At 37.3% G+C, this 22,807-nt stretch carries 20 protein-coding genes and 1 pseudogene; 15 read left to right on the forward strand and 6 right to left on the reverse strand.

The annotated features are described in order from the left end of the window. Positions 1–197: 197 nt before the first annotated feature. Positions 198–1,595, forward strand: coding sequence for an L-serine ammonia-lyase (locus WCP78_RS03545; RefSeq protein ID WP_336279146.1), 1,398 nt, complete (start codon positions 198–200; stop codon positions 1,593–1,595). A gap of 445 nt (positions 1,596–2,040) precedes the next feature. Here the strand turns inward: WCP78_RS03545 and WCP78_RS03550 are convergent, their stop codons facing one another. After that, the gene (locus tag WCP78_RS03550) at positions 2,041–2,319 is read right to left on the reverse strand and encodes a hypothetical protein (RefSeq protein WP_336279147.1); all 279 of its coding nucleotides are present in this window, start codon (positions 2,317–2,319) and stop codon (positions 2,041–2,043) included. Positions 2,320–2,352: 33 nt separating this feature from the next. Then, on the reverse strand, positions 2,353–3,693 hold the full coding sequence (locus WCP78_RS03555; protein WP_336279148.1) for an SPOR domain-containing protein: 1,341 nt from the start codon (positions 3,691–3,693) through the stop codon (positions 2,353–2,355). 487 nt (positions 3,694–4,180) lie between these two features. Here WCP78_RS03555 and WCP78_RS03560 point away from each other — a divergent pair. Further along, positions 4,181–5,314 (forward strand): annotated as a pseudogene (locus tag WCP78_RS03560) (Clp protease N-terminal domain-containing protein); the annotation flags it as partial. Positions 5,315–6,011: 697 nt separating this feature from the next. On the opposite strand, the gene WCP78_RS03565 reads toward WCP78_RS03560, so the two are convergent. Continuing rightward, positions 6,012–6,434, reverse strand: a complete 423-nt coding sequence (locus WCP78_RS03565; RefSeq protein WP_336279149.1) for an HIT family protein — start codon at positions 6,432–6,434, stop codon at positions 6,012–6,014. A gap of 143 nt (positions 6,435–6,577) precedes the next feature. Then, positions 6,578–7,039 carry a RidA family protein gene (locus WCP78_RS03570; protein WP_336279150.1) on the reverse strand — a complete coding sequence of 154 codons (462 nt, stop codon included), beginning with the start codon at positions 7,037–7,039 and terminating at the stop codon, positions 6,578–6,580. A gap of 152 nt (positions 7,040–7,191) precedes the next feature. On the opposite strand from WCP78_RS03570, the gene WCP78_RS03575 reads away from it, so the two are divergent. The 13 genes from WCP78_RS03575 to lpxB all read left to right on the forward strand — a co-directional run bounded on the left by WCP78_RS03575 (position 7,192) and on the right by lpxB (position 21,228). Beyond that, positions 7,192–8,016: an EipB family protein gene (locus WCP78_RS03575; protein ID WP_336279151.1), complete on the forward strand. Its 825-nt coding sequence runs from the start codon at positions 7,192–7,194 to the stop codon at positions 8,014–8,016. A gap of 158 nt (positions 8,017–8,174) precedes the next feature. Further along, a complete protein-coding gene (gene rpsB, locus WCP78_RS03580) occupies positions 8,175–8,948 on the forward strand; it encodes a 30S ribosomal protein S2 (protein ID WP_336279152.1) in 774 nt (257 codons plus the stop codon). Positions 8,949–9,055: 107 nt separating this feature from the next. Beyond that, entirely contained in the window at positions 9,056–9,979 is a 924-nt protein-coding gene (gene tsf / locus WCP78_RS03585) for a translation elongation factor Ts (protein WP_336279153.1), read from the forward strand. Positions 9,980–10,128: 149 nt separating this feature from the next. Beyond that, positions 10,129–10,848 carry a UMP kinase gene (gene pyrH, locus WCP78_RS03590; RefSeq protein WP_336279154.1) on the forward strand — a complete coding sequence of 240 codons (720 nt, stop codon included), beginning with the start codon at positions 10,129–10,131 and terminating at the stop codon, positions 10,846–10,848. A 37-nt stretch (positions 10,849–10,885) separates the two neighbouring features. Further along, positions 10,886–11,446 (forward strand): ribosome recycling factor, encoded by a 561-nt coding sequence (gene frr, locus WCP78_RS03595; RefSeq protein ID WP_336279155.1) that lies wholly within the window; start codon positions 10,886–10,888, stop codon positions 11,444–11,446. A 718-nt stretch (positions 11,447–12,164) separates the two neighbouring features. Then, positions 12,165–12,980 carry a phosphatidate cytidylyltransferase gene (locus WCP78_RS03600; protein WP_336279156.1) on the forward strand — a complete coding sequence of 272 codons (816 nt, stop codon included), beginning with the start codon at positions 12,165–12,167 and terminating at the stop codon, positions 12,978–12,980. Between the two features lie 15 nt (positions 12,981–12,995). Then, positions 12,996–14,144: an RIP metalloprotease RseP gene (gene rseP, locus WCP78_RS03605; RefSeq protein ID WP_336279157.1), complete on the forward strand. Its 1,149-nt coding sequence runs from the start codon at positions 12,996–12,998 to the stop codon at positions 14,142–14,144. 213 nt (positions 14,145–14,357) lie between these two features. Continuing rightward, entirely contained in the window at positions 14,358–16,751 is a 2,394-nt protein-coding gene (gene bamA / locus WCP78_RS03610; RefSeq protein ID WP_336279158.1) for an outer membrane protein assembly factor BamA, read from the forward strand. A 59-nt stretch (positions 16,752–16,810) separates the two neighbouring features. Then, the gene (gene lpxD, locus WCP78_RS03615; protein WP_336279159.1) at positions 16,811–17,857 is read left to right on the forward strand and encodes a UDP-3-O-(3-hydroxymyristoyl)glucosamine N-acyltransferase; all 1,047 of its coding nucleotides are present in this window, start codon (positions 16,811–16,813) and stop codon (positions 17,855–17,857) included. 1 nt (position 17,858) lies between these two features. Then, positions 17,859–18,338 carry a 3-hydroxyacyl-ACP dehydratase FabZ gene (gene fabZ, locus WCP78_RS03620; RefSeq protein ID WP_336279160.1) on the forward strand — a complete coding sequence of 160 codons (480 nt, stop codon included), beginning with the start codon at positions 17,859–17,861 and terminating at the stop codon, positions 18,336–18,338. 10 nt (positions 18,339–18,348) lie between these two features. Continuing rightward, positions 18,349–19,161: an acyl-ACP--UDP-N-acetylglucosamine O-acyltransferase gene (gene lpxA, locus WCP78_RS03625; RefSeq protein ID WP_336279161.1), complete on the forward strand. Its 813-nt coding sequence runs from the start codon at positions 18,349–18,351 to the stop codon at positions 19,159–19,161. A gap of 14 nt (positions 19,162–19,175) precedes the next feature. Beyond that, positions 19,176–20,048, forward strand: a complete 873-nt coding sequence (locus WCP78_RS03630) for an LpxI family protein (protein WP_336279162.1) — start codon at positions 19,176–19,178, stop codon at positions 20,046–20,048. Continuing rightward, positions 20,041–21,228 carry a lipid-A-disaccharide synthase gene (gene lpxB, locus WCP78_RS03635; protein WP_336279163.1) on the forward strand — a complete coding sequence of 396 codons (1,188 nt, stop codon included), beginning with the start codon at positions 20,041–20,043 and terminating at the stop codon, positions 21,226–21,228. The genes WCP78_RS03630 and lpxB overlap by 8 nt, the downstream gene beginning before the upstream one ends. 21 nt (positions 21,229–21,249) lie before the next feature. Here lpxB and WCP78_RS03640 read toward each other — a convergent pair whose 3' ends face one another. Together WCP78_RS03640 and WCP78_RS03645 are read right to left on the reverse strand one after the other, a co-directional pair. After that, complete coding sequence (locus WCP78_RS03640; protein ID WP_336279164.1) at positions 21,250–22,023, reverse strand: amino acid ABC transporter ATP-binding protein; 774 nt, start codon at positions 22,021–22,023, stop codon at positions 21,250–21,252. 75 nt (positions 22,024–22,098) lie between these two features. Beyond that, entirely contained in the window at positions 22,099–22,806 is a 708-nt protein-coding gene (locus WCP78_RS03645) for an ABC transporter permease (RefSeq protein WP_336279165.1), read from the reverse strand. Position 22,807: the final 1 nt, after the last annotated feature.

Below are 22,807 nucleotides of genomic sequence, written 5' to 3' on the forward strand. Positions count from 1 at the left end.
TGGGGATTATTATAAATTTTTCAAAGGTTTGCTATGGAAAGCGTTGTAGAAAGAAAGTGTTGGATAGTTGCAAGACGGGCAACATTAGTGTTCATGATCGTTATTTTTTTAGCTTATCTCACAACTTAATTTTGAATGACATAGAAGAGTTATGGGAAATGTATACGCTAAATTTATATTCAGTTTCAAGGTGATCAGTGTTTTTGTCTGTTTTTGAACTTTTTAAAATTGGCATAGGTCCTTCAAGTTCACATACAATGGGGCCTATGACTGCTGCTAATATGTTTTTGCAAGAAATTATTGCAAAAAAAGTTTCTTTGTCATCTCATGTAAAGATTTCTCGTATACGTGTTTATCTTTATGGCTCATTGGCTTTTACCGGAGTTGGTCATGCCACAGATAGAGCAATTATATTAGGGCTTTTAGGAGAACAAGCATCAACTGTTGATCCTGATCGTGTGGGTTCACTTTTAGAAAAAGTTGAGCGCGAAAAAAAGGTACAACCAGAGGGTCATCCTGCTTATCTGTTTAATTCGCATAGTGATCTTATTTTTGAACGAAAAATAACTTTACCAGGACATACCAATGGACTTGCATTTGAGGGGCTTGACGCTGATGGAAATGTTATTTTGCGAAAAATTTATTATTCTATTGGGGGAGGATTTGTTGTAACAGAAGATGAATTGAGCCGTGTAAATAGTGATACAAAAGTAGAAGAGCCTGAGGTTCCATATCCTTTTGATTCTGCTAATAACATGTTGTTAATGGCAGAAAAATCGGGGCTATCAATTTCTGAAATGAAGCGCGTAAATGAAGAAACAAGGATGAAACGCTCTTCTCTTGATAGTGGGCTTGATAAAATTTTTTCTGCAATGAGCAGTTGCATTGATAGAGGTCTTACACAAGAAGGTGAGCTGCCGGGTGAATTGCGCGTTCGAAGGCGTGCTAAAGAACTACACGATAAACTTTTGGAAAATCGGAAAAAAAATAAAAGTCATCCGTTTTTGGCAAATGACTGGCTCTCTGTTTATGCTATGGCCGTAAATGAAGAAAACGCAGCCGGAGGTCGTGTTGTTACTGCGCCGACAAATGGTGCAGCTGGTGTTATCCCTGCAGTTTTACGTTATTATCTTCAATTCAATGATTGTTCAGATAGAGAAGGGATATATAATTTCTTGTTGACGGCAGCGGCTATTGGTGGTGTCATCAAACATAATGCTTCCATTTCTGGTGCAGAAGTTGGTTGTCAAGGTGAAGTTGGAACGGCATCTTCAATGGCTGCAGCAGGACTGACAGCAGCATTAGGTGGTACGCCAGCCCAAATTGAAAATGCTGCAGAAATTGCCCTTGAGCATCATTTAGGAATGACCTGTGACCCAGTTGCAGGTCTTGTACAAGTTCCTTGTATTGAGCGTAATGCAATAGGTGCTGTTAAGGCTGTAACTGCTTCTTCTCTGGCACTGCATGGCGATGGGAAGCATTTTGTTTCTCTTGATGCCTGTATAAAAACCATGCGTCAGACCGGACTTGATATGAGTGAACGCTATAAAGAAACGAGTAAAGCTGGCCTCGCAGTTAATGTAACATCTTGTTAAATATGCAGAGGTATGTGGTTTGATAAATTGTGTATAATCTTTATCAGTGAAATGATTGCATTTTGGAGCTGTTTTATGCTCAAAAAAACGTAAAAAATATTATACGATACTTTTGTATTGTTTGAGAAGATTTTTGGATTATTAAAAAGTTTTTTATTTATTATTTATGGCAATATTTAATTAGGCTGTCAAAAGCTGTGAGGTGTTCGTGTTGTATTCAAAAAATAATGAAGTGGGATCTTTAACACTTAATGAGTTATGTAGTAGAATACGTGTGGGAGCTATGCCAGGCAATTTGAAAAGGGTTTTTATTTAAAAGGTAAAGGTGCTCAAGTAATTAATTTAAAAACTTACAAAGCAATTTTGTAAAGGGAATTGAGATTGTAAGTGACACAGGGGTGTTTTTATTAACTGAATCACTTTTGTAACGGTTTTGTTTATGAAGTTAAACATTTGTTGCTCCTAAACGGATTTTAATAGGTATGTTACCAGTTTGGCTTACAACGCGTAAATGGATACGTACGGGAGGGGTGGCTAGACGACGGTTTCTAATTGTTTGACAAATAAGAAGATTAACAAGAGACTGAGTGTTTAGCGTAGCTGGAGTGTGCTTTAAGCCAGTAAGTTTTATCATAGCGTCATGAAGAGAACGTAATGATAAAAGAGATGACTGCTTCAAAAATTTTTCTTTTTCAGGGAATGAAGCAATAGCATCATGTGTCATGGCTCTGTCCTTAATGCAAAATCTACAAACTTTTTAATAGGCTACAACATAGCAGTTAAAATTTGCTTTCTTTAAAGCAGAACATGCACCAGACGCAGCTTTTTTTGACGAAAAGCCTATAAATCTAGCACGATAATAATGATATCCGCTTTTTTCAAATAGCTGCATGTGTGAAGATACATATTTCAAAGTTGAATAAGCTTTACTTTTTGCTTTTAAAAGCAAGTCTTTTGCTTGTTTTTGATCAGAAAGCGAACCAATTTGAATAGCCCATCCAGTATTTGTAGATAAAGATGCAGGTATGACTTTTGCTACTGTGGCTTTTTGAGGGTTAGGGATTGGTATAATTGCTTGATTTACAGCAGCTATTGCTGTGTCAAAATTTTTAGGTTGTTCTGCGAGTGCTGTCAACATAGTAGAAACTTCATCATCGAAATCAGTTGGATTCGCTTTAATGACTGGTATAGGAGTATTCACGCCAATAGGTAAATTGTAGTGTGTAGAAGCCATTAAATGTCCACCACTTTCCATTCGGCTTGCTTTTGGAAAGTACTGGCTTAGTAAGCTAGCCATATGTTCATCACGTGCAGCAGATGATTTTCCCCCCATGACGACAGCAACGATAGAACGTCCTCCGATACGCATTGATGTAGCTAAATTAGAACCTGACATTTGTGTGTAGCCTGTTTTAATTCCGTCGACTCCCCTCATTATTTTGACTAATTTATTATGGCTATTAATTGTATGTCCATGGAAAGTGAAACTTGTTATTTTAAATAATTTATATTGCTGTGGAAAATTTTTACGCAGAGCTAATGATAAGGTGGCCATATCCTTTGCTGTAGAATAATTGCGCACATCTGGGAGTCCAGAAGCATTTGCAAAATGAGTATTGATCATGCCAAGCTTGCGTGCTTTTGCTGTCATCATTCTAGCAAATTTCCTTTCATTACCACCAAGGTACTCGGCAACAGCAGTAGCAACATCATTTGCTGACTTTGTAATAAGTGCTTTGGCAGCCGCTTCTGCAGAAATTGTTTGACCTGCTTTAAATCCAATTTTTGTTGGTGGGCGCGCTGCTGCATGGCTTGAAATAGGGATTGGCGTATTTGGTGTTATACGGCGCGCACGCATAGCCTCAAAGAGTATGTATAATGTCATCATTTTTGTTAATGAAGCAGGATAACGTTTTAATGTTGCGTTTTTTTGAAATAAGGTTTTTCCTGTATATGCATCTATAACAATAGCTGCATATTTATCGGGATAGACCCCTTGAGGAGTAGCTAATGCCCAAGAATAAGAAAGAGCCAAAACAATAATAGAAATTGTTAGCTTTTGGTAATAACTCAAAATTTTTCTGCAATTAATATACACTTGCTGTATCCCATTTCTCTATTACTCTGGAATTCTGTCAAGGCTTTCCCCTTCGCTATAGTTTGGTGCAGTCTAAATGAAGGGTGTTACTAATTTATTTACAGAAATCTTGTTGATTTTCGTATTTAATCTCACATAACCATAAAGGAAAACATTTTTCTTGATACAAATGAATGTTGCAATAGTTATGAAAGAGTTTGAAATTAATAACAACACGCCCCACGAAAAACAACAGCGGCACAAAAATCAATAACAATTCATAATTATCATGTCCGATGAAAAGGGCAAAAATTGGAAAGTAAGCGAGCGTGATTCTATAAATGCCTGAGATTAAGCAAAAATCGCATTATATATTTGTTTATGAAGTGGTTGAAACAAAAGATATGCAGATTAGGGAATATGCAGACCTGATTAATATCCATTACAACGAGCAATGAAATGGAAGTAAGAGGATAAGCTATCTTTTACACCAAATCTTTAAAAATCTTTGCATCGTGCCTTAACAATTGCTGTTCCATCACAGCATGAATATGCGGTATTATTGTATCTCCTGTTTGCTTTGCCAGATGATGTTGGTGTAAGCTCGGTTGTTTAGGCTTGTCAGGTTAATTTAGAAGAACTGCGAAAGCGTTTAACTAATTATATCCAATCCGGATTGGATGTATAAATTAGAGCTGGTAAAGATACAAAACCGACAGCGTTTTTTCAGCACGTTATTCAACGTGCAGTGATACATGCTCAATTCTCCGGAAAAAATGAAGTATCAGGGGTAAATGGTTTCGTTGTAATTTTTTCGAGCATGAAAATCATGCAGCGTATTTTCTTCAAGAGATGGCATGACGCATTATGATGTTTTGAGTCTCATTTCGCTTGATGATGGATTATCTGTATTGTTTGAAGAGAAATTGGATCAGCAGATTTTGGTAATAGAGAAAGAGTAACGAGTACATTTGCTTCTTATTGTATTGATCTAAACTGGAAAGCGAGTAATAGAAAAATTTATTGATTGATTGGTTGTGATGTAGAAATTTCACGGATGATTCAGATTTTATGTAGAAGATCAAAAAATAATCCACTTTTGGGTAGGGAATTCTGGCGGTGGAAAAGTAGCTATAATTGAGGGGTTAGCTCAACGTATTATTGCTGAAAAGCACGATCGTAGTGATTTTGAAGAACAATTAAAACAGGTTATTAAAGGGTTTGAAGATATTTTGTTTATCGATGAAATTCACACATTGATTGGAGCATAAGCGGATCTCAGAGGGGAATATGGATACGGCAAACTTTTTAAAGCCTACAGTGTTCTCGAGAACTGTTTGATGTATTGGTTAGACGACTTATAGAGAATATCAAAAAATTTTTGAACAAGATCAAGCGATTTGAGCGCTGGTATCATCAATTAAATTGGTACGAAAGGGGGGTTACGTGGATCAAAGAAATTATAATAGGAGGCTATTTATTTTTAGGATCAACAGGTGTTGAGAAAACTAAGGTTGCAAAACAGCTTACATTTTCTTTATGGGTTGAATTATTACGCTTTGATATGTCGTAATATATGGAATGGCATACAATGGTGCGCTTAATAGACGTCCCTCTAGGTTTCATAGGACTTGATCAAGGAGTCTCTTTACAGATGCTATTGATCACAATTCTCACGCAGATTCGTTATTAGATAAGGTCGAGAAAGCTCATTCAGAGTTGTTTAATAAATATTATTACAGGTTTATGGATTATGATAAATTAACGGATCATAATGGCAAAAAAAAAATGATTTTCGTAATATTTTTTAATTATGACAACCAATGCTGTTTTTTCAAATATGGCAAAATCAGCTATTTGCTTTGGTAGAATATATTGTGATGGTGATGATATAGAATCTATAATAGATTTACATCGGAATTTCGTAATCAGCTAGATTCTATCATTCTGTTTGACCTTTATTTCAGCCAATAATCAGCCAAATCGTACAAAAATTCATTCCCCAACTAGAGGAGTAATTGGCCGATTGAGAAATTTATTTCGGACTAAGTCTTTCTGCAATTGTTTTTTTTATAAAGAAAGGGCACGATTCTCATATGGGTGCACACCCATTGAATCGCATCATATAAGAATACATTAAGAAATTGTCAGTTGATGAAATTTTATTCGGAAAGTTGTGTAATGGAGGCGTAGTTCACATACTAACACACAAATCAAACGAAAAAAAAGTTTTGAGTTAAAAAAACTCTCTCACACAACGCCTATTTATTCAGAAGATAACAACGCTAGATTTTTTTAAAAAGGTTGATAGGAAGAGAGCCCTAAAACTTAAGAGCGTTTTAAAGGGCAGCTCGGATTTTTTTTGCATTTTCTTCAAGTTCTTTTGTAGGCGTTATAACATTATTGTGAGGGGTAAGATCAATGCCTTCCATGCGTGGTATAATATGGAAATGAAGATGGTAAACAGTTTGCTCACTAGCTGCTTCATTGGATTGCATAATCGTTATGCCATCTGCCTGAAAAGCCTTTTTAACAGCAATGGCAATTTTTTGTACAGCTTTAATAACTGGAAATAACGTTTCAGTGTCTGCATCCAATAGGTTTCTAGAGCCTTTTCGAGGAATAACCAAGGTATGACCTGGTGCTTGTGGCATAATATCCATGAATGCAATGACATCATCATCTTCATAGACACGAACAGAGGGGATTTCATTACGAATCAATTTTGCAAAAATATTGTTACCGTCATAAATCTGTTCCATAAAAACGTTTCCTTTTTTGAGCTTTTAGTTAACCTTAATTATAAAATAAAAGGATGCAACAGTTTGTAGAATATCAGTTAAAGAGCGTATTATATTTAGTTTTATTTGAATAAGTGGAAGGTGCATCATCATTTATAAAAGATTTAGATCTCTATAATAGCTTCAACTTCTACTGGAACGTTCATAGGAAGAGTGGCAACACCAACGGCAGAACGAGCGTGTTTTCCAGATTCTCCAAGAATATTAACTAGGAGATCAGAAGCTCCATTAGCAACAAGAGGAATATCGGTAAAATCAGAATCAACCGCAACAAAAACGGTAATTTTTACCACCCGCTTTATTTTATTTAAATCACCAAAAGCTGCTTTTATTTGTGCAAGAATATTGATAGCACATATTTCAGCTGATTTTTTTGCTTGTTCGGTGCTAACGTTTGCACCAACTTTACCGACTGCAATCGGCTTTCCATCAAAGAGAGGAAGTTGCCCAGAGATAAAAACCTGGTTTCCACTTTGTGATGTTGTTACATAATTTGCAATGGGTTGCGTTGCTTTAGGCACAGTAATACCCAACTTTTCTAGATTTTTTTCAATAGAGTTGGTCATAATTTAAATCCCATATCTGTTCTATAATTCTATAATAGGTATATTGCATAAACTATTTTTCAGTTTAAGAAAATGCACGATTCATTAAAATGTTGACCTGTGTTGCCTTATTGTATGAATGGTGTGCAACAGGATGAGATTGGAAATTAGGAATGATTAGGTCATTATGTGTAATAATTTTATATGTTGTTTTTTTATGTTCTGCGAGAGCTGATGAGGATATTTTTGTCGCGCCTCATAGAGCGGTTTACGATTTTCAGCTTGATAGTACTTCTAATGAAATGGCAATTTTAGGAATGACTGGGCGGATGGTTTTTGAGCTCAAGGGTTCAGTATGCCAGGGTTACACCACGCGTTTCCGTTTTATTAGCCGCGTTCATATTGAAGACATGCCAGCGCGTCTAACTGATCAACAGACGACGAGCTATGAAACAGGTGATGGTCGTAAATTCCATTTTAGCGTTACAAATCAAGTTGGGCAAGATATTACGCATAATTCTGAGGGGTTGGCTGAACGTACTCAAAATGGAATTACAGTTAAACTGCAGAAACCAAAAGAAAAAGAGTATAAGCTTGCAATAGCCGAGTTTCCAATTATGCAGCTAAAGAGTATCATTCGGCATGCGAAAGAAGGTCATAATTTCTATAATACCACTGTATTTGATGGAACAGATAAGGCAGATAAAGTCATAAAGGAAAGTGTAATTATTGGAAAAATGAAGACGCAAATATCTGATGATGAAATGAAAAAAATAGGAAAATTGGGGGGAGGAGGATATTGGCCAGTTACAATTTCTTATTTTGATGATGTAGAGAATAAAGATGGTTTGCCTGTTTACCGTACCAGTTTTCTCTTACATGAAAATGGTATCATGCGCGATCTTCGTGTAGATTATGGAATTTTTGCAGTGCGTGCGAAATTAAATAGTCTTGAATTATTCGATGTTGGAAAGAATTTTGGTCAGTGTAAACATTAGATAATAGCAGAAAATAACTTGAAAAAGAATCAAATATTAGTATGGTTGCATCATTCCACACGCGGAGTTTGGGTGCTGAAAGAGCAAATCTAGCGAGCATCCTCCGGTAATAGGGTTTCTATTTTTTTCCGCGGAGGTTAAACCGGAAAGGATAAATTATGGCATTACCAGATTTTACTATGCACCAGCTCTTAGAAGCAGGTGTTCACTTTGGTCACCAGACTCATCGCTGGAATCCAAAGATGTCTCCATATATTTATGGGCAGCGCAATAATATCCATATTATTGATCTTGCCCAGACTGTTCCACTTTTGCATCAGGCACTTAAACTTGTTTCTGATACAGTTGCACGTGGTGGGCGTATTTTGTTTGTTGGAACCAAACGGCAGGCCGCTGATATTATTGCTGATGCAGCGAATCGTTCAGCACAATATTATGTCAATGCGCGTTGGCTTGGTGGTATGCTGACAAATTGGAAGACGATTTCTAATTCAATACACCGCCTGTGTAAGCTTGATAAAATTCTTGCTGCTGAAGCTCAGGGTTTCACTAAAAAGGAACGTTTAAATCTTGAACGTGATCGTGAAAAGCTTAACCGTGCGCTTGGTGGCATTAAAGATATGGGATCTGTTCCAGATCTTATATTCATCGTTGATACCAATAAAGAAAATATTGCTATTCAAGAGGCAAAGCGTCTTAATATTCCAGTTGTTGCTATTATTGATACCAACTGCGATCCTGATGATATTGACTATCCTATCCCAGGTAATGACGATGCTTCACGTGCTATTGCTCTTTATTGTGATCTTGTTGCTCGTGCAGTTCTTGATGGTATTGCTCGTCAGCAAGGTGCGATGGGTATTGATTTAGGAGCTCAAGCTGATGCGCCTGTGGAGCCTGTTTTAGAAAATGCGGTTCCAGTTTCTGAATAGTAATTTAAAACGCCTGTTAAGGTAGTTGTTTTTAAAAAAAAAGAGTGTGGGCGTGTGATATTTTTTGCACGCTTTCATTGTCACAGAAAACAAAGAGGCAAACAAATATGAGTATTACTGCTGCACAAGTAAAGGAACTTCGGGAATTATCTGGCGCTGGCATGATGGATTGCAAAGCAGCTTTAGCAGATACTAACGGTGATATGGAATCTGCGATTGATTGGCTTCGTAAAAAAGGGATAGCTAAAGCAGATAAAAAGGCCGGTCGTACAGCTGCTGAAGGACTAATAGGAGTGGTATCAAAGGATTTGAGTGCTGTTTTGGTTGAGGTTAACTCTGAAACAGATTTTGTTGCTCGCAACGGTGTATTTCAAGATATTGTACGTAATGTAGCAGTAGCTGCTTTAGACACTGAGGGTAGTGTTGAAGCTGTTTCAGCATCTTTTTACCCTGATTCTGAGAAGACTGTAGAAGTAACAATCAAAGATGCGGTTGGTACGATTGGTGAGAATATGACATTCCGTCGTTCTGCTAAGTTATCTGTTGATGAAGGTGTAGTTGCTACTTATATACACAATAGTGTAGCTGAGGGGCTGGGAAAACTTGGTGTTTTGGTTGCTATTCAAACTACGGGGGATAAGGAAGCTGCTGCTGCTTTTGGTCGGCAGGTTGCAATGCATATTGCTGCAACTAATCCGTTGGCTCTAACAGCGGAGGATGTTGATGCAGGTGCTGTTGAGCGTGAGAAAGCAATTTTTTCAGATCAGGCACGTCAGTCTGGCAAGCCTGAAAATATCATTGAAAAAATGGTGGAAGGGCGCATGCGTAAGTTTTATGAAGAAGTTGTTTTGTTATCTCAAGCTTTTGTTATGAACCCCGATATTACTGTAGAAGCAGCCTTAAAGGATGCTGAAAAGTCGATTGGTGCTCCAGCAAAAATTACAGGTTTTATTCGTTTTGCATTGGGTGATGGTGTGGAAAAACAGGAATCTGATTTTGCTGCGGAAGTTGCGGCAGCTGCAAAAGGTTAGCTATTTTTTATTGGCTATGAATTTAAATTTTTACTACTGGTGGTAAAAATTATTTGTAAAGAATATTGATTATTGAGAGGGCGTCACGTGATAAAGTGGTGCCCTTAGTAATATAGAAAGCAAAAAATGTGCTTTTGGGGAGATTATAAATGACATTAGCACTTCAGTATAAGCGTATTCTTTTAAAAGTTTCTGGTGAAGCTCTTATGGGAGGACAGAGTTTTGGAATTGATGTTTTAGTTGCAGATCGTATTGCTTCTGATATTGCTGAAGTGCGGATGATGGGTGTAGAAGTTGCTGTCGTGATAGGTGGGGGAAATATATTTCGTGGAGTTGCAGTTGCTTCGCATGGTGGGGATCGTGTGACTGGTGATCATATGGGAATGCTTGCAACTGCTATTAATTCTTTAGCGTTACGAACATCATTAACGAAATTAGGGATTGAAACAGTTGTATTGTCTGCAATTGCTATGCCACAAATTTGTGAAAGTTTTTCACAGCGTAAAGCGATGAATTATATGAATCAGGGAAAAGTTGTTATTTTCGCTGGCGGCACAGGTAATCCGTTTTTTACTACTGATTCTGCGGCTACTTTACGTGCAGCAGAAATTGGTGCAGATATTTTAGTGAAGGGAACTCAGGTAGACGGTATTTATTCTGCAGATCCCAAAATAGATCCTACCGCTAAGCGTTTTAATCAGTTAACACATGTTGAGATTTTGCAACAAGGGTTATCTATTATGGATACGACAGCAGTTACTTTAGCGCGCGAAAATAATGTACCGATTATTGTGTATTCTATACACGAAAAAGGCGGTTTAGCTAAGGTATTGACTGGAACGGGACAATTTACAATTGTATCGGAATGAATATAATCTTCCAGGCGTAATTAAAGGAGACAGAAATATGAGTGTTGCGTCAATTATAGATGATCTAAAGCGTCGCATGGATGGAGCTATTTCAGCATTTAAACATGAATTAGGTGGTTTACGGACTGGGCGAGCATCTTCTAGCTTATTAGAGCCATTGACAGTTGAGGCTTATGATTCTGTTGTTCCTATAAATCAGGTAGCGCATATCTCTGTTTTAGAACCGCGGATGCTTTCAGTTTCTGTATGGGATAAAGCTATGGTGGGAGCTGTGGAGCGTGCTATTCGCGATTCTGGACTTGGTTTAAATCCTATTACTGATGGTATGAATTTGCGTATTCCTTTACCTGAACTGAATGAAGAACGTCGTAAAGAACTTGTAAAAATTGCTCACCAATATGCAGAGCAAGCTCGTGTTTCTACTCGCCATGTTCGTCGGGATGGTATGGATAATTTAAAAAAGTTAGAAAAAGAAGGCGAAATTGGAAAAGATGAGGCACATAGCCTATCCGAAAAAGTTCAAAAAATTACGGATGAAACTATTGCTAATATTGATAAAATTTTAGCTATGAAGGAATCTGAAATTATGCATGTTTAAAATTATTTTGTTTTCAAGAAAAATATTATAATTGCGTTATGAGGTTATTCTTCTTGATAAGCATTTCTTAAGTAAAAATAAAAGTAGAATACAATATGTGAATTTTATGATATTGTGTGATATATGCAAGAGTTATGTGAAGTGTCTGTTATTTTAAGTTTTTATCTACGAATTGGATAAGGTTGAATAAAGGTTATTTAATGAATGATTAGAGTTTTTCAATGGAGCTCTGTTTTCTTGTATGATAGGCGTGTTTTACATTATAATGGTTGCTTAAATTCTACAGAGTGTACTTAGGTAAGGAGTGTGATATAAAGAGCAACAACGTCAATTCTTCAGTTGATTTCAGTTATGTAAGTTTAGTAGAATAAATGAAATGAGTTGTCTCTCTATCATATTGTAATTTTGGGGTATATTATTGAATTCGATAAAAATGCTCTAGTACAAAGAGATAAATATGCGTTATAGTTTTAACACTTGCACAGATTGTAAAAAGCAGTCTTTTAATTTTAGGGTTGGAGATATATTCAAAAGCGTATTTTGGAATTAATTTTAATTAGAGTTATTATAGCTGATTATTGATTTCACGAAGAGATTTTTAGTGTATCAGATTTTTAAGATAATACAAAAAGTTTTGTAAAATAAAAATGTGAAAATATTTCTTAGGAGATTTTTTGCGTGCACTTTTTGGTTTGTATTTTTAAATTTGGATGGTGTCTTGTCTAATCTTATTTCTCGTACTTTAACGGCTTTTGTTTTTGGCGCTATTGCTTTATTTTTAACATGGTTTGGGGGAACTTTATTTTTTTTATTTGTATGGCTAATAGGCGGTCTTATTCTGTATGAATGGATCAATATTACTAGAGAAAAGTGGAGTGTTTTACAAAAAATATTAGCAGGTATTTTTTATTTTATTTTTGGTTTTTTTTTGTTTTTGGACGTATCTGCCTCGTTGATTTTTTTTGTTGTGGTAATTATGGCAGCATTGTTAGCTGTGTGGTCGATTAAAAATATTGGTTGGGTTTTTTTCGGTTTTTTATATGTATCTTTTCCGGTTATAGCTTTATCCTTTTTACGAGGCCATGGAATGTTAGGGTTCTGGGTTGTTATTTTTTTATTTGCAATCGTATGGGGGACAGATATTGCTGGATATTTTAGCGGGCGTATTTTAGGTGGTTCTAAATTAGCACCGCGATTTTCTCCAAACAAAACATGGTCAGGGGCAATTGGTGGTACATTTGTTGGAGTTTCTTGTGGTATAGCGATTGCTTTTTGGTTTTTAAATGTAAATTTAGCAAATTTTTTTGTTCCCTCGCTTGCTCTTCTTTTATCGGTTGTTTCGCAAATAAGTGATTTGGGACAATCATGGTTGAAGAGACAGTTTTCTGTTAAAGATTCTAGTTCTTTATTACCTGGACATGGTGGATTTATGGATCGTATGGATGGGCTGGTAGGAGCTGCTTTTATTCTTTATTTAATTGGTTCTTTTATGTCTGATATGGATACACCTTTTAATCTTTTTTATATGATTTAACTAGGAGGAGATATCTTGGAGTTTTTAAGTCATATATTCGTTATGAGCGATTGGCTTGTAAGAGGTTTGAGCATTTTGTTCGTCACTATGATTATCATTTTTGTGCATGAAACAGGGCACTATCTCATTGGTCGTTGGTGTGGTATTAAGGCATCGGTTTTCTCGCTTGGTTTTGGGCCGCAAATAGCGGGTTACACAGATAAGCACGGTACACTATGGCGTTTAGCACTCATTCCTTTAGGGGGTTATGTGAGGTTTGTTGGGGATGAAGATGAAGGGGGTGTACACCAAACTCAGTCATCTTCGGCTATTCATGGTTCATTTTCGAGTGCGCACGCTTGGAAAAAAGCAGCAACGGTTTTCGCTGGCCCTTTATTCAATGCTCTTTTTACCGTTGTTATTTTGACGTTTTTCTTTTTTACTTACGGACGTGTAGCCGTTGAACCTGTTGTCGGTTCTTTGCTAAAAGATTCTCCTGCTGCTCAGGGGGGAGTGGTATTAGGTGACCGTTTTGTAGAAATGGATGGTCAAGAGGTTAGAAGTTTTGAAGATTTGATGGCTTATGTTACCTTTCATGGCGGAGATCCTATAGAATTCAAGATAAATCGCATGGGTCAAACATTTACTACGGTGATTACACCAAAAGTGATAGAGCGAGATGATGGGTTTGGTAATAGGGTTCGCAGTGGAATGATAGGAGTAGGTATTCCTGTTGATCCGGATAATCCTACGCGTTTGGATCCGGCTTATGAAAAACGTATTGATTATAATTTTTACGAGGCCATAAAAGAAGCTTCAGAGCGTACAATGTCTGTTGTCACGCAAACAGTTCTTTTTATTAGTCGTTTAATAGAAGGAAAAGAAGATCATTGTCGGTTAAGCGGTCCTTCCAAGACTGTGAAAATTGCTTGGCAGGTTAGTGAAACTGGTTTTATGTCTTTGTTGAATTTCACGGCTTTCCTTTCGATTGGTATTGGGCTTATTAATCTTTTTCCTATTCCACCTCTTGACGGTGGGCATTTATTATTTCATGTCATTGAAGCTCTTGTGGGTAGACCTATTTCAATTAAAATTCGAGAAGTTATTTTTTATTTCGGTTTTTTTGTGGTTTCCCTATTTATGATTTTCGCACTATTTAACGATTATTTTTGTTGGTTTAGCTAATAAATTATGGAAAACATTTTAGAAATTGAGTAATAGTAAAAAAAACATAAATTTAGAAGTCGTTTACCACATCCATAAAGTATTGTGGTGCTGTACTCTGTGATTAATAATTAAGAGGAGGTGGGAGGTCTCTCGCTATAAATTAAGAATTGTTATGGCAGTGAGCCTTTTGAGGTGTCGTGTCCAGGGAATAAGATAAGGTAAAAAAAGCCAATGACTACAAATTCAAAGTTTTTAAGTACTGTGTCTGTATGGGTATTAACTATGGGTGTGGTTGCTCCAACAACAGCCTTTATGTCTATTGCGATGGTTGGAGAGGTGCGGGCATCTGTGGTTAATTCTATTGAAGTTCGGGGAAATAAATTTGTAAGTGCTCAGGCAGTTCGAGACAATATAGACATAAAGGCTGGACAGAGTTTTTCTAATGGCGATATCGATGCCGCAGTGAAGCAGCTTTTTAAATTTGGTTTGTTTTATGATGTTAAAATAAATCAAGTAGGTGATAAGCTGGTTGTGCTGGTTAAAGAATATGAGGTGGTGAACCAAGTTTTATTTCAAGGAAATAAGTCCTTTAAAGACCCTGATCTTAAAAGATTCATTTCTTTAAAGCCAAATGAACCTTTTAATTCTAATAAACTTTCGTCTGATATAAATGTGATTCGTGAGGCTTATAAAACCATTGGCCGCAATAACGTGACTGTCACAGTTCAAACCATTAATCTTGGAAAAGGGCGCGTAAATGTAGTTTTTAACGTTGTTGAAGGCCGGAAGACGAAGATTAGTAATATCACATTTAAGGGGAATAATGCTTTTGGAAGCCGGCGTTTACGCGATGTGATTTCAACGAAGCCTTCAGGGTTATTTGCATTGTTGATGAGAGGTGATGTTTATAGTGAGGAGCGTTTAGCTGCAGATGAAGAAGCTTTACGCCGCTTTTATTATAATCGTGGTTACGCGGATTTTCGGGTTATTTCATCTAAAGCAGTTTTTGATGCTGCAAGTAATGCATATAAAATTGATTTCGTCCTTGATGAGGGAGTGCGCTATAAAATTAGTGATATTCAGATTGAGAGTGATATTGATGGAATTGATGTGAAATCTATAAAAAGAGCTCTTAAGACTTATTCGGGTGATATTTACAGTGCAGAAAATATTGAGCAGTCTGTCGCTATTATCAACAACAAGGTCGCTGACTTGGGGTATGCTTTTGCTAAAGTTGAGCCACGGGGAAATCGTGATTTGTCAAATCATACAATTTCTATCTCGTTTAATGTGGAGCAAGGTTCACGAGCTTATATTCAGCGCATTGAAATACGTGGAAATGAAAAGACACGTGATTATGTTATTCGCCGTGAGATTGATTTAAATGAAGGGGATGCTTTCAATCAGACCTTACTGCAGAGAGCAAAACGTCGATTAGAAGGTTTGGGATTTTTTAAGGCAGTTAATATTTCAATGGTTCCAACCGATCAATCTGACCAAGTTGTTGTGGTTATAGATGTGTTAGAAGCTCCGACAGGAGATCTTTCTTTTTCTGGGGGATATACAACGGGTGGTACAAGTCCTGGAATGTCTCTTGAGGTATCTGTCACTGAGCGCAACCTTGGAGGGCGTGGTCAGTATGTGCGTTTAGGTTTAGGTGCTGGGCAAGAAAAGTCTCGTAATTATAATTTATCATTTGTTGATCCCTATTTCTTGGGTTATCGTTTATCCACTGGTATTGATATTTTCCGTAATACTTATCGTGCTGATAAAGCGTATGATGTTCGCCAAACAGGTGGTTCTCTTCGGTTTGGGGTTCCTATTAGTGATCAGTTATCTGCTAATTTAGCCTATTCTTATGTGCAGGAAGAGTATGATTTTGGTGGGGATTACGACTTAACCAATGAAGCTGTTGTAAGAGAATTATATAATCGATACTCTGGTGCTATTGTTCAAGCTGCAAAGAATAGTCCTTGGAAACGTTCCTCAATTAGTTATGGTCTGACTTATAATTCTATTGATGATATGAGAAATCCGCATGATGGATTATATGTGCGTGTTCTTCAAGAATATGCTGGACTTGGTGGAAATGCAAAATTCTTAAAAACAACTGGTAAAGCGATGATGTATAAGACGCTTTCTGATCCAATGGATCTTGTCGGTTTACTTTCTTTTGGTGCCGGTTATATCCACGAGATAGGTCAAGAAGGTGTTCGTATTTTTGATATGTTTAAAAGCTCTGATCTCATTCGAGGTTTTAAATACAATGGGATAGGTCCACGTCAAGTTTCCAATAAAGGTGAAGTATATTTCTTGGGGGGTACGACATACATGAATGCAACTGCTGAATTGCAGTTTCCTATACCTGTTGTTCCTGAGGGTCTTGGGTTGCGTGGTGCATTATTTGCGGATATTGCAACGCTCTATGGCAATAATTATAAACCGGTTGTTCAAGGTGAAATGTTGGTTACAAATGTCAAAAGTGCATGGCGTACATCTGCAGGTGCTAGTTTGATGTGGGAATCGCCGTTTGGTCCACTGCGTTTTGATTATGCTTGGCCAATAACGAAGCAGGAAGGCGATCGTGTGCAGCAGTTTAACTTTGGTATTTCTACTAAGTTTTGATTTTAGTTTTCTCCAGAAGGAAAAATTTTGAAGAGAATGACTTAGGCTGGGAGAGTTGAATGGCGGGTACATTTTTCTTTGCGCCGTCCCGGCGGTTAACAGTTGCTAATGTTGCGGAGTTGACGGGTGCAAAACTTCTTAATCCAGAGTTTTCTAACACAGTTATAAATACTCTTTCTTCACTTGAAGGTGCTAAAGAAGGATCTCTTGTTTTTGTGGAGCATCGGAAGTTTTCCGATGCTTTATTGAAAAGTTCTGCTGTTGCAGTTTTTTGTACAAATGAAATTGTTTTTAAAGTTCCTGAATCTATGGCAATTTTGGTAACATCAACACCGCAGCGTGATTTTGCACAGATTGGTCGTATATTATTTCCTGCTTCTGTAAAACCAATGCCTTGGTTTGGTCAGAAAGAAATTTCTCCCTATGCGCATATTCACCCAAGCGTTAAGCTGGCACATGATGTGTGCGTTGAAGCAGGAGCTGTGATTGGTAAAAATGTTGAGATTGGGTCGGGAACTCTTATTTCGTCAACTGCTGTTATTGGTGAGAATTGCCGTATAGGGAGTGAGTGTTATATTGCCCCCAAGGTAACAGTGCAATATTCTATAATTGGTGATAGAGTTCAGCTTTATCCGGGTGCGTGCATTGGACAAGATGGTTTTGGTTATGTCGGTGGTGTTGATGGAATTGAAAAGATTCCACAACTTGGTCGTGTTATTATTCACGATGGTGTAGAAATTGGTGCAAATACAACAATAGATCGCGGAACATTTGAAGATACTGTCATTGGTGAAGGGAGTAAAATCGATAATTTAGTACAGATTGCTCACAATGTAAAAATTGGTCGCTACTGCCTTATTGCCGCTAAATGCGGAATTGCTGGAAGTACGTCTGTAGGCGATATGTCTCAACTTGGTGGGGGTGTTGGAGTCGCGGATCATATTATAATAGGGAAATGTGTTCAAATTGCTGCTGGTAGCGGTGTTATGAATGATATTCCAGATGGTGAAAAATGGGGAGGTAGCCCAGCGCGACCATTTAAACAGTGGTTTCGTGAAGTAGCGGCATTACGTAATATTGGCCGGGCTAAAAAGGAGAGACGCTAATATGATCGAGACTGGAGAAATTAGAAATTTAGAAGTTATGGATATTGAAAAATTGCTTTCAATATTACCACATCGGTATCCTTTTTTATTGATTGATCGTATAGTTGAAATCGATGGAGAACAAGAAGCTGTTGGTATTAAAAATATAACGATTAATGAGCCGCATTTTACGGGACATTTTCCTACAAAACCAGTTATGCCAGGAGTCTTAATTCTAGAAGCTATGGCACAAACAGTAGGAGCAATTTCGCTTTTAGGGGTAGGTAATAAGGAAGAAAGTTTAGTTTATCTTATGACGGTTGATAATGCTAAATTTCGTAAACCAGTTGTGCCTGGTGATCAGCTCAGAATTCATGTTAAACTTTTAAAGAAGCGCTCTAGCGTAAGACGTTTTTCATGTGTTGCAGAAGTAGAGAGTGTTCGTGTCGCTGAAGCAGAAATTGCTGCGATGATTAGTAAATCAGAAAAAATAATACAGTAAGGATTGTAAAATGTCCGGGATAAAAATCCATCCAACTGCTCTCGTTGAGAATGGAGCACAGCTTGGTGAGAATGTATTGGTCGGGCCGTTTTGTCATATTGGTTCAGAGGCGATTATTGGCGATGGATGCAGCTTGATGAGTCATGTTGTGATAATGGGAAAAACAACGTTAGGAGCAAACAGCAAAGTATTTTCACATGCAGTTTTAGGTGCAGAGCCGCAAAATAATAAACATAAAGGAGGCCATACAGCTCTTTCTATTGGTAAAAATTGTACGATTCGCGAAGGTGTAACGATGCATAGAGGATCCGACTCGAGTGTCGGCATAACAATTGTAGGTGATAATTGCCAATTTTTTTGTTATGCTCATGTCGCTCATGATTGCCATGTAGGAAATCATGTTACATTTGCAAATAATGTAATGATTGCCGGTCACGTTACCATTGGTGATTATGTGATTATTGGTGGGGGTTCCGCTGTTCATCAATTTGTTCGTGTTGGGCATCATGCGTTTATTGGTGGTGTATCTGCATTGGTTGGTGATCTTATTCCTTATGGTACAGCTGTTGGTGTTCAGGCAAGACTTGCCGGATTGAATATCATTGGTATGAAGCGTTCAGGACTTGAGCGTAAAGATATTCACGCGCTGCGTCACGCGGTTGCCATGATTTTTGATCGTAGTAAACCGTTTAAAGAGCGTGTAAACGATGTAGCTTCTTTTTATTCTACTTTTAAGTCTGTTCTTGACGTGGTTCATTTTATTCAAGAAGAAGGGAAACGCTTTTATTGTACACCAAAATTTGAAGACGACAGAGTAAAGTAAAATAGGAACTCAAGATGTCCGTCTCCGATGCTAGAAGTTTTCTTTCCGGGCGAACTGCTATCATAGCAGGGAATGGTGTTTTGCCCATAACTGTTGCTCAAGCACTTGAAAGACATGGGCAAAATCCTTTTCTTATTCTTTTGCGTGGTGAGGCGAATGCGGCGCTTTATCGCTATGAGCATTGCGAATTATCAATTGTGGAGTTAGCGCGGCTTATTAAGGTTTTAAAAGCCGCAGAAATTTGTAATATTGTTTTGGCAGGTGGTGTAAAAAAACGACCACTTCTTACGCAATTGCGACCCGATTGGACAACCTTTTTAGCACTGCCGAAGTTGCTTATGGCTCTAAGAAGTGGTGATGATGCGTTATTAAAAGCTTTTATAAGGATTGTTGAATCGTACGGTTTTTGTGTTATCGGTGCGCATGAGATAGTACCAGATTTATTAGCTCCGATAGAGTTTAAGTTAACGTTGAGGCGTGCCACTCAAAAAGAAAAAAGTGATATTTTATTAGCAGCCGAGGCTGCAAAACTTTTAGGTCGATTAGATATTGGGCAAGCGGCCGTGGCTATTGATGGAAGAGTGATTGCGGTGGAGGGCGCAGAGGGAACTGATAATATGCTATGGCGTATTTGTGAAATGCGAGAAAGAAAGCAAATTCCGTCTAAAGGTGGTGTTCTTGTTAAATGCGCAAAACCACAACAAGATCATCGAGTTGATTTGCCGTCAATTGGTCCTGGAACAATAATAAATATAGCAAAGAGCGGTCTGTATGGTGTTGCGGTGGAAGCAAATAAAAGTCTGATATTGTCAGCTAAGGCAACAGTAGAAAAAGCTAATAAACACTCACTATTTATAGAAACATTTGAAAATCTTGATCATGAATGATTTTTTTTTAAAAATTGCTGTTGTTGCAGGTGAAGAATCAGGAGACTTTCTTGGAGCAGATTTGATTTCTTGCTTATCTAAACAGATAGGGTGTAATATTCGTTTAATTGGCGTTGGTGGTAGGCATTTAAAGGCATTAGGTCTAAAAAGCATTTTTGATTCAAGTGATATTGCTTTAATAGGGTTAGGTGCAGTATTAAAAAAGCTGCCATCATTGTTATTGCGTATTCATAATTTATCAAAATTTATTGCACGAGAACAACCTGATTGTCTAATTATCATTGACAGTCCTGATTTTACTCATCGTGTTGCAAAAAAGGTGCGTATTTTAGCGCCTTCTATTCCTATTGTTAAATATGTTGCGCCAACCGTTTGGGCATGGCGCCCAGAGCGTGCTAAAGCTATGTGCAAGTTTGTTGACCATGTTTTAGCAATTTTTCCTTTTGAAGAAAAAGTTATGAAGGATTTTAAAGGACCTGCTACAACTTATGTTGGACATCGTCTTTTAACTTATTCTCCGCTTCTAACGATCCAATCAGAAAAAAGACGTTTATGTGGTAAACAAACGTCATCGCCGACACTGATTATTTTGCCAGGGTCACGTAATTTAGAGATTCGTTATTTAATGCCCATTTTTGGAGAAACCGTTAAAATTCTCGTACAGCGTATCCCTAATTTACGTATTATTTTGCCGACATTGCCACGTTTGGTAGATGAAGTTCACTGTTTTGTACAGGACTGGAAAAGCAAAGTTGAAATTGTTTCTGATGAGGATGCTAAATGGCGCGCTTTTGCGGATGCAGACGTTGCGCTTGCAGCGCTTGGGACGGTTTCTCTTGAGTTAGCATTGGCAAAAATCCCAATGGTTCTTTGCTATAAGCTTGACCGTTTCTCTAAATTATTTATTTTACCCAAAATGATGCTATGGAGTGCTGCGCTTCCAAATATTATTTCTGATAAACCTATTGTCCCGGAATATTTTAATGAATTTCTACGACCTGGTATGTTGGCAAGGCAAATAGAGGAGCTTTTGTATAATCCTTTATTAAGGCAGGCACAACTTGATTCTTTTGATACAATGGAACAAAAAATGAAGATTGATGTACCATCGGGGATCATTGCTGCCCAAACGATTATTACACTCCTCAAAAAAAATCCGAAATATTCAAAAATTTTTTAGATTAAACACTTATTGGTATGATTAATATTGATTTTTAGCAAGAAAATCACGGGCGCGCTGGCTTTTAGCATTAGAAAAAAATTCTTCAGATGCTGTATCTTCGATAATTTTTCCATTTTCTAAAAAAAGTATTCTCTCTGAAACTTTGCGGGCGAAACCCATTTCATGGGTAACGCAGAGCATTGTGATTCCTGTATTTGCTAATCGAGCCATAACGTCTAAAACTTCTCCAACACTTTCTGGATCAAGAGCTGACGTTGGCTCATCAAAAAGCATTACTTCTGGCTCCATACAAAGTGCACGGGCAATCGCAACACGCTGTTGTTGTCCTCCAGATAATTGTAACGGATATTTGTCACAGTGTTTTTCAATACCAACATGCGTAAGGTAACGAATTGCTCGTTCTTTTGCTTGCTGTTTGGAAAGTTTTTGAACTGTCATAGGTGCTAAAATACAGTTTTGCATAACTGTCATGTGAGGAAATAAATTAAAATGCTGAAAAACCATTCCTATTTTGCGTAAAACATTTTTTTGCTGATGTATAGGAGCAGTGTGAATATCAATATTATAGAGACAAATCGAACCTTTTTGTGCTTGTTCTAATTGATTAATACAACGAATCAGCGTTGACTTTCCTGATCCGGAAGGGCCACAAAGTACAATGCGTTCACCGATTCTGATATCTAAATTAATGTCATGAAGTACCTGAAAGGTTTTATACCATTTATTCAAATTTCGAATAGAGATAACTGGTTTTTTTGCGGGATGGATAGATTTATTATTCTCTAAATTCATCTTATTGTATTCTCTCATTGATGAATAAATTCATTAATTGAAATTTTTAGTTTGGTAAAATTTGTCATTAATTATCTACCGCAAATATCGGGTTAATCGATGTTCAATAAAAACGATAAAACGATGAATAAGCTCAACAGTGAAAAGATAGATAAAAGCAGCCCAAACGTAAACTTGGAAATCAAATGTACGCGAATAAGTTAGTTTAGCAATCCCCATTAAATCATAAACAGTGACGAGTGAGGCAATAGCGCTAGACTTAATCATTAAAATAACTTCATTTCCTAAAGGGCGTAACGCTACAACCATGGCTTGTGGAAGAATAATTTTAAAAAATGTTACAGAGCTGTTCAGTCCCAGAGCTTTTGATGCTTCACGTTGTCCAGTTGCTACTGACAGAAAGCTTCCCTTAAAGATTTCAGACTGGTAAGCAGCAGAATTAAGTGCAAAAATAAAAAGGCAGCAGTACCATGCGTTTTGGAAAAACCACCATAAGCCAACGCGTTGCCAGAAATCATTCATTGAACCAAGGCCATAATAAAAAAGGAATAATTGAGCCAATAAGGGTGAACCACGGAAAAAGTAGACATAAGAACGTGCAAAATACTGCAAAAACTTATTATTTGATAAACGCGCAAACGTAATCAAAATACCAAGGAAAAAACCAACAGAGCAAGCAATAAAAACGAGCTCAAGAGTAACAATTAATCCATCAACAAATTTTAGCCCATAACGATCTAAAAGAACAGGATTAAAAATAAAATGGAGCCATTCAGGAATCATT

It is taken from the genome of Bartonella occidentalis, from assembly GCF_037070875.1.
GTDB lineage: Bacteria > Pseudomonadota > Alphaproteobacteria > Rhizobiales > Rhizobiaceae > Bartonella.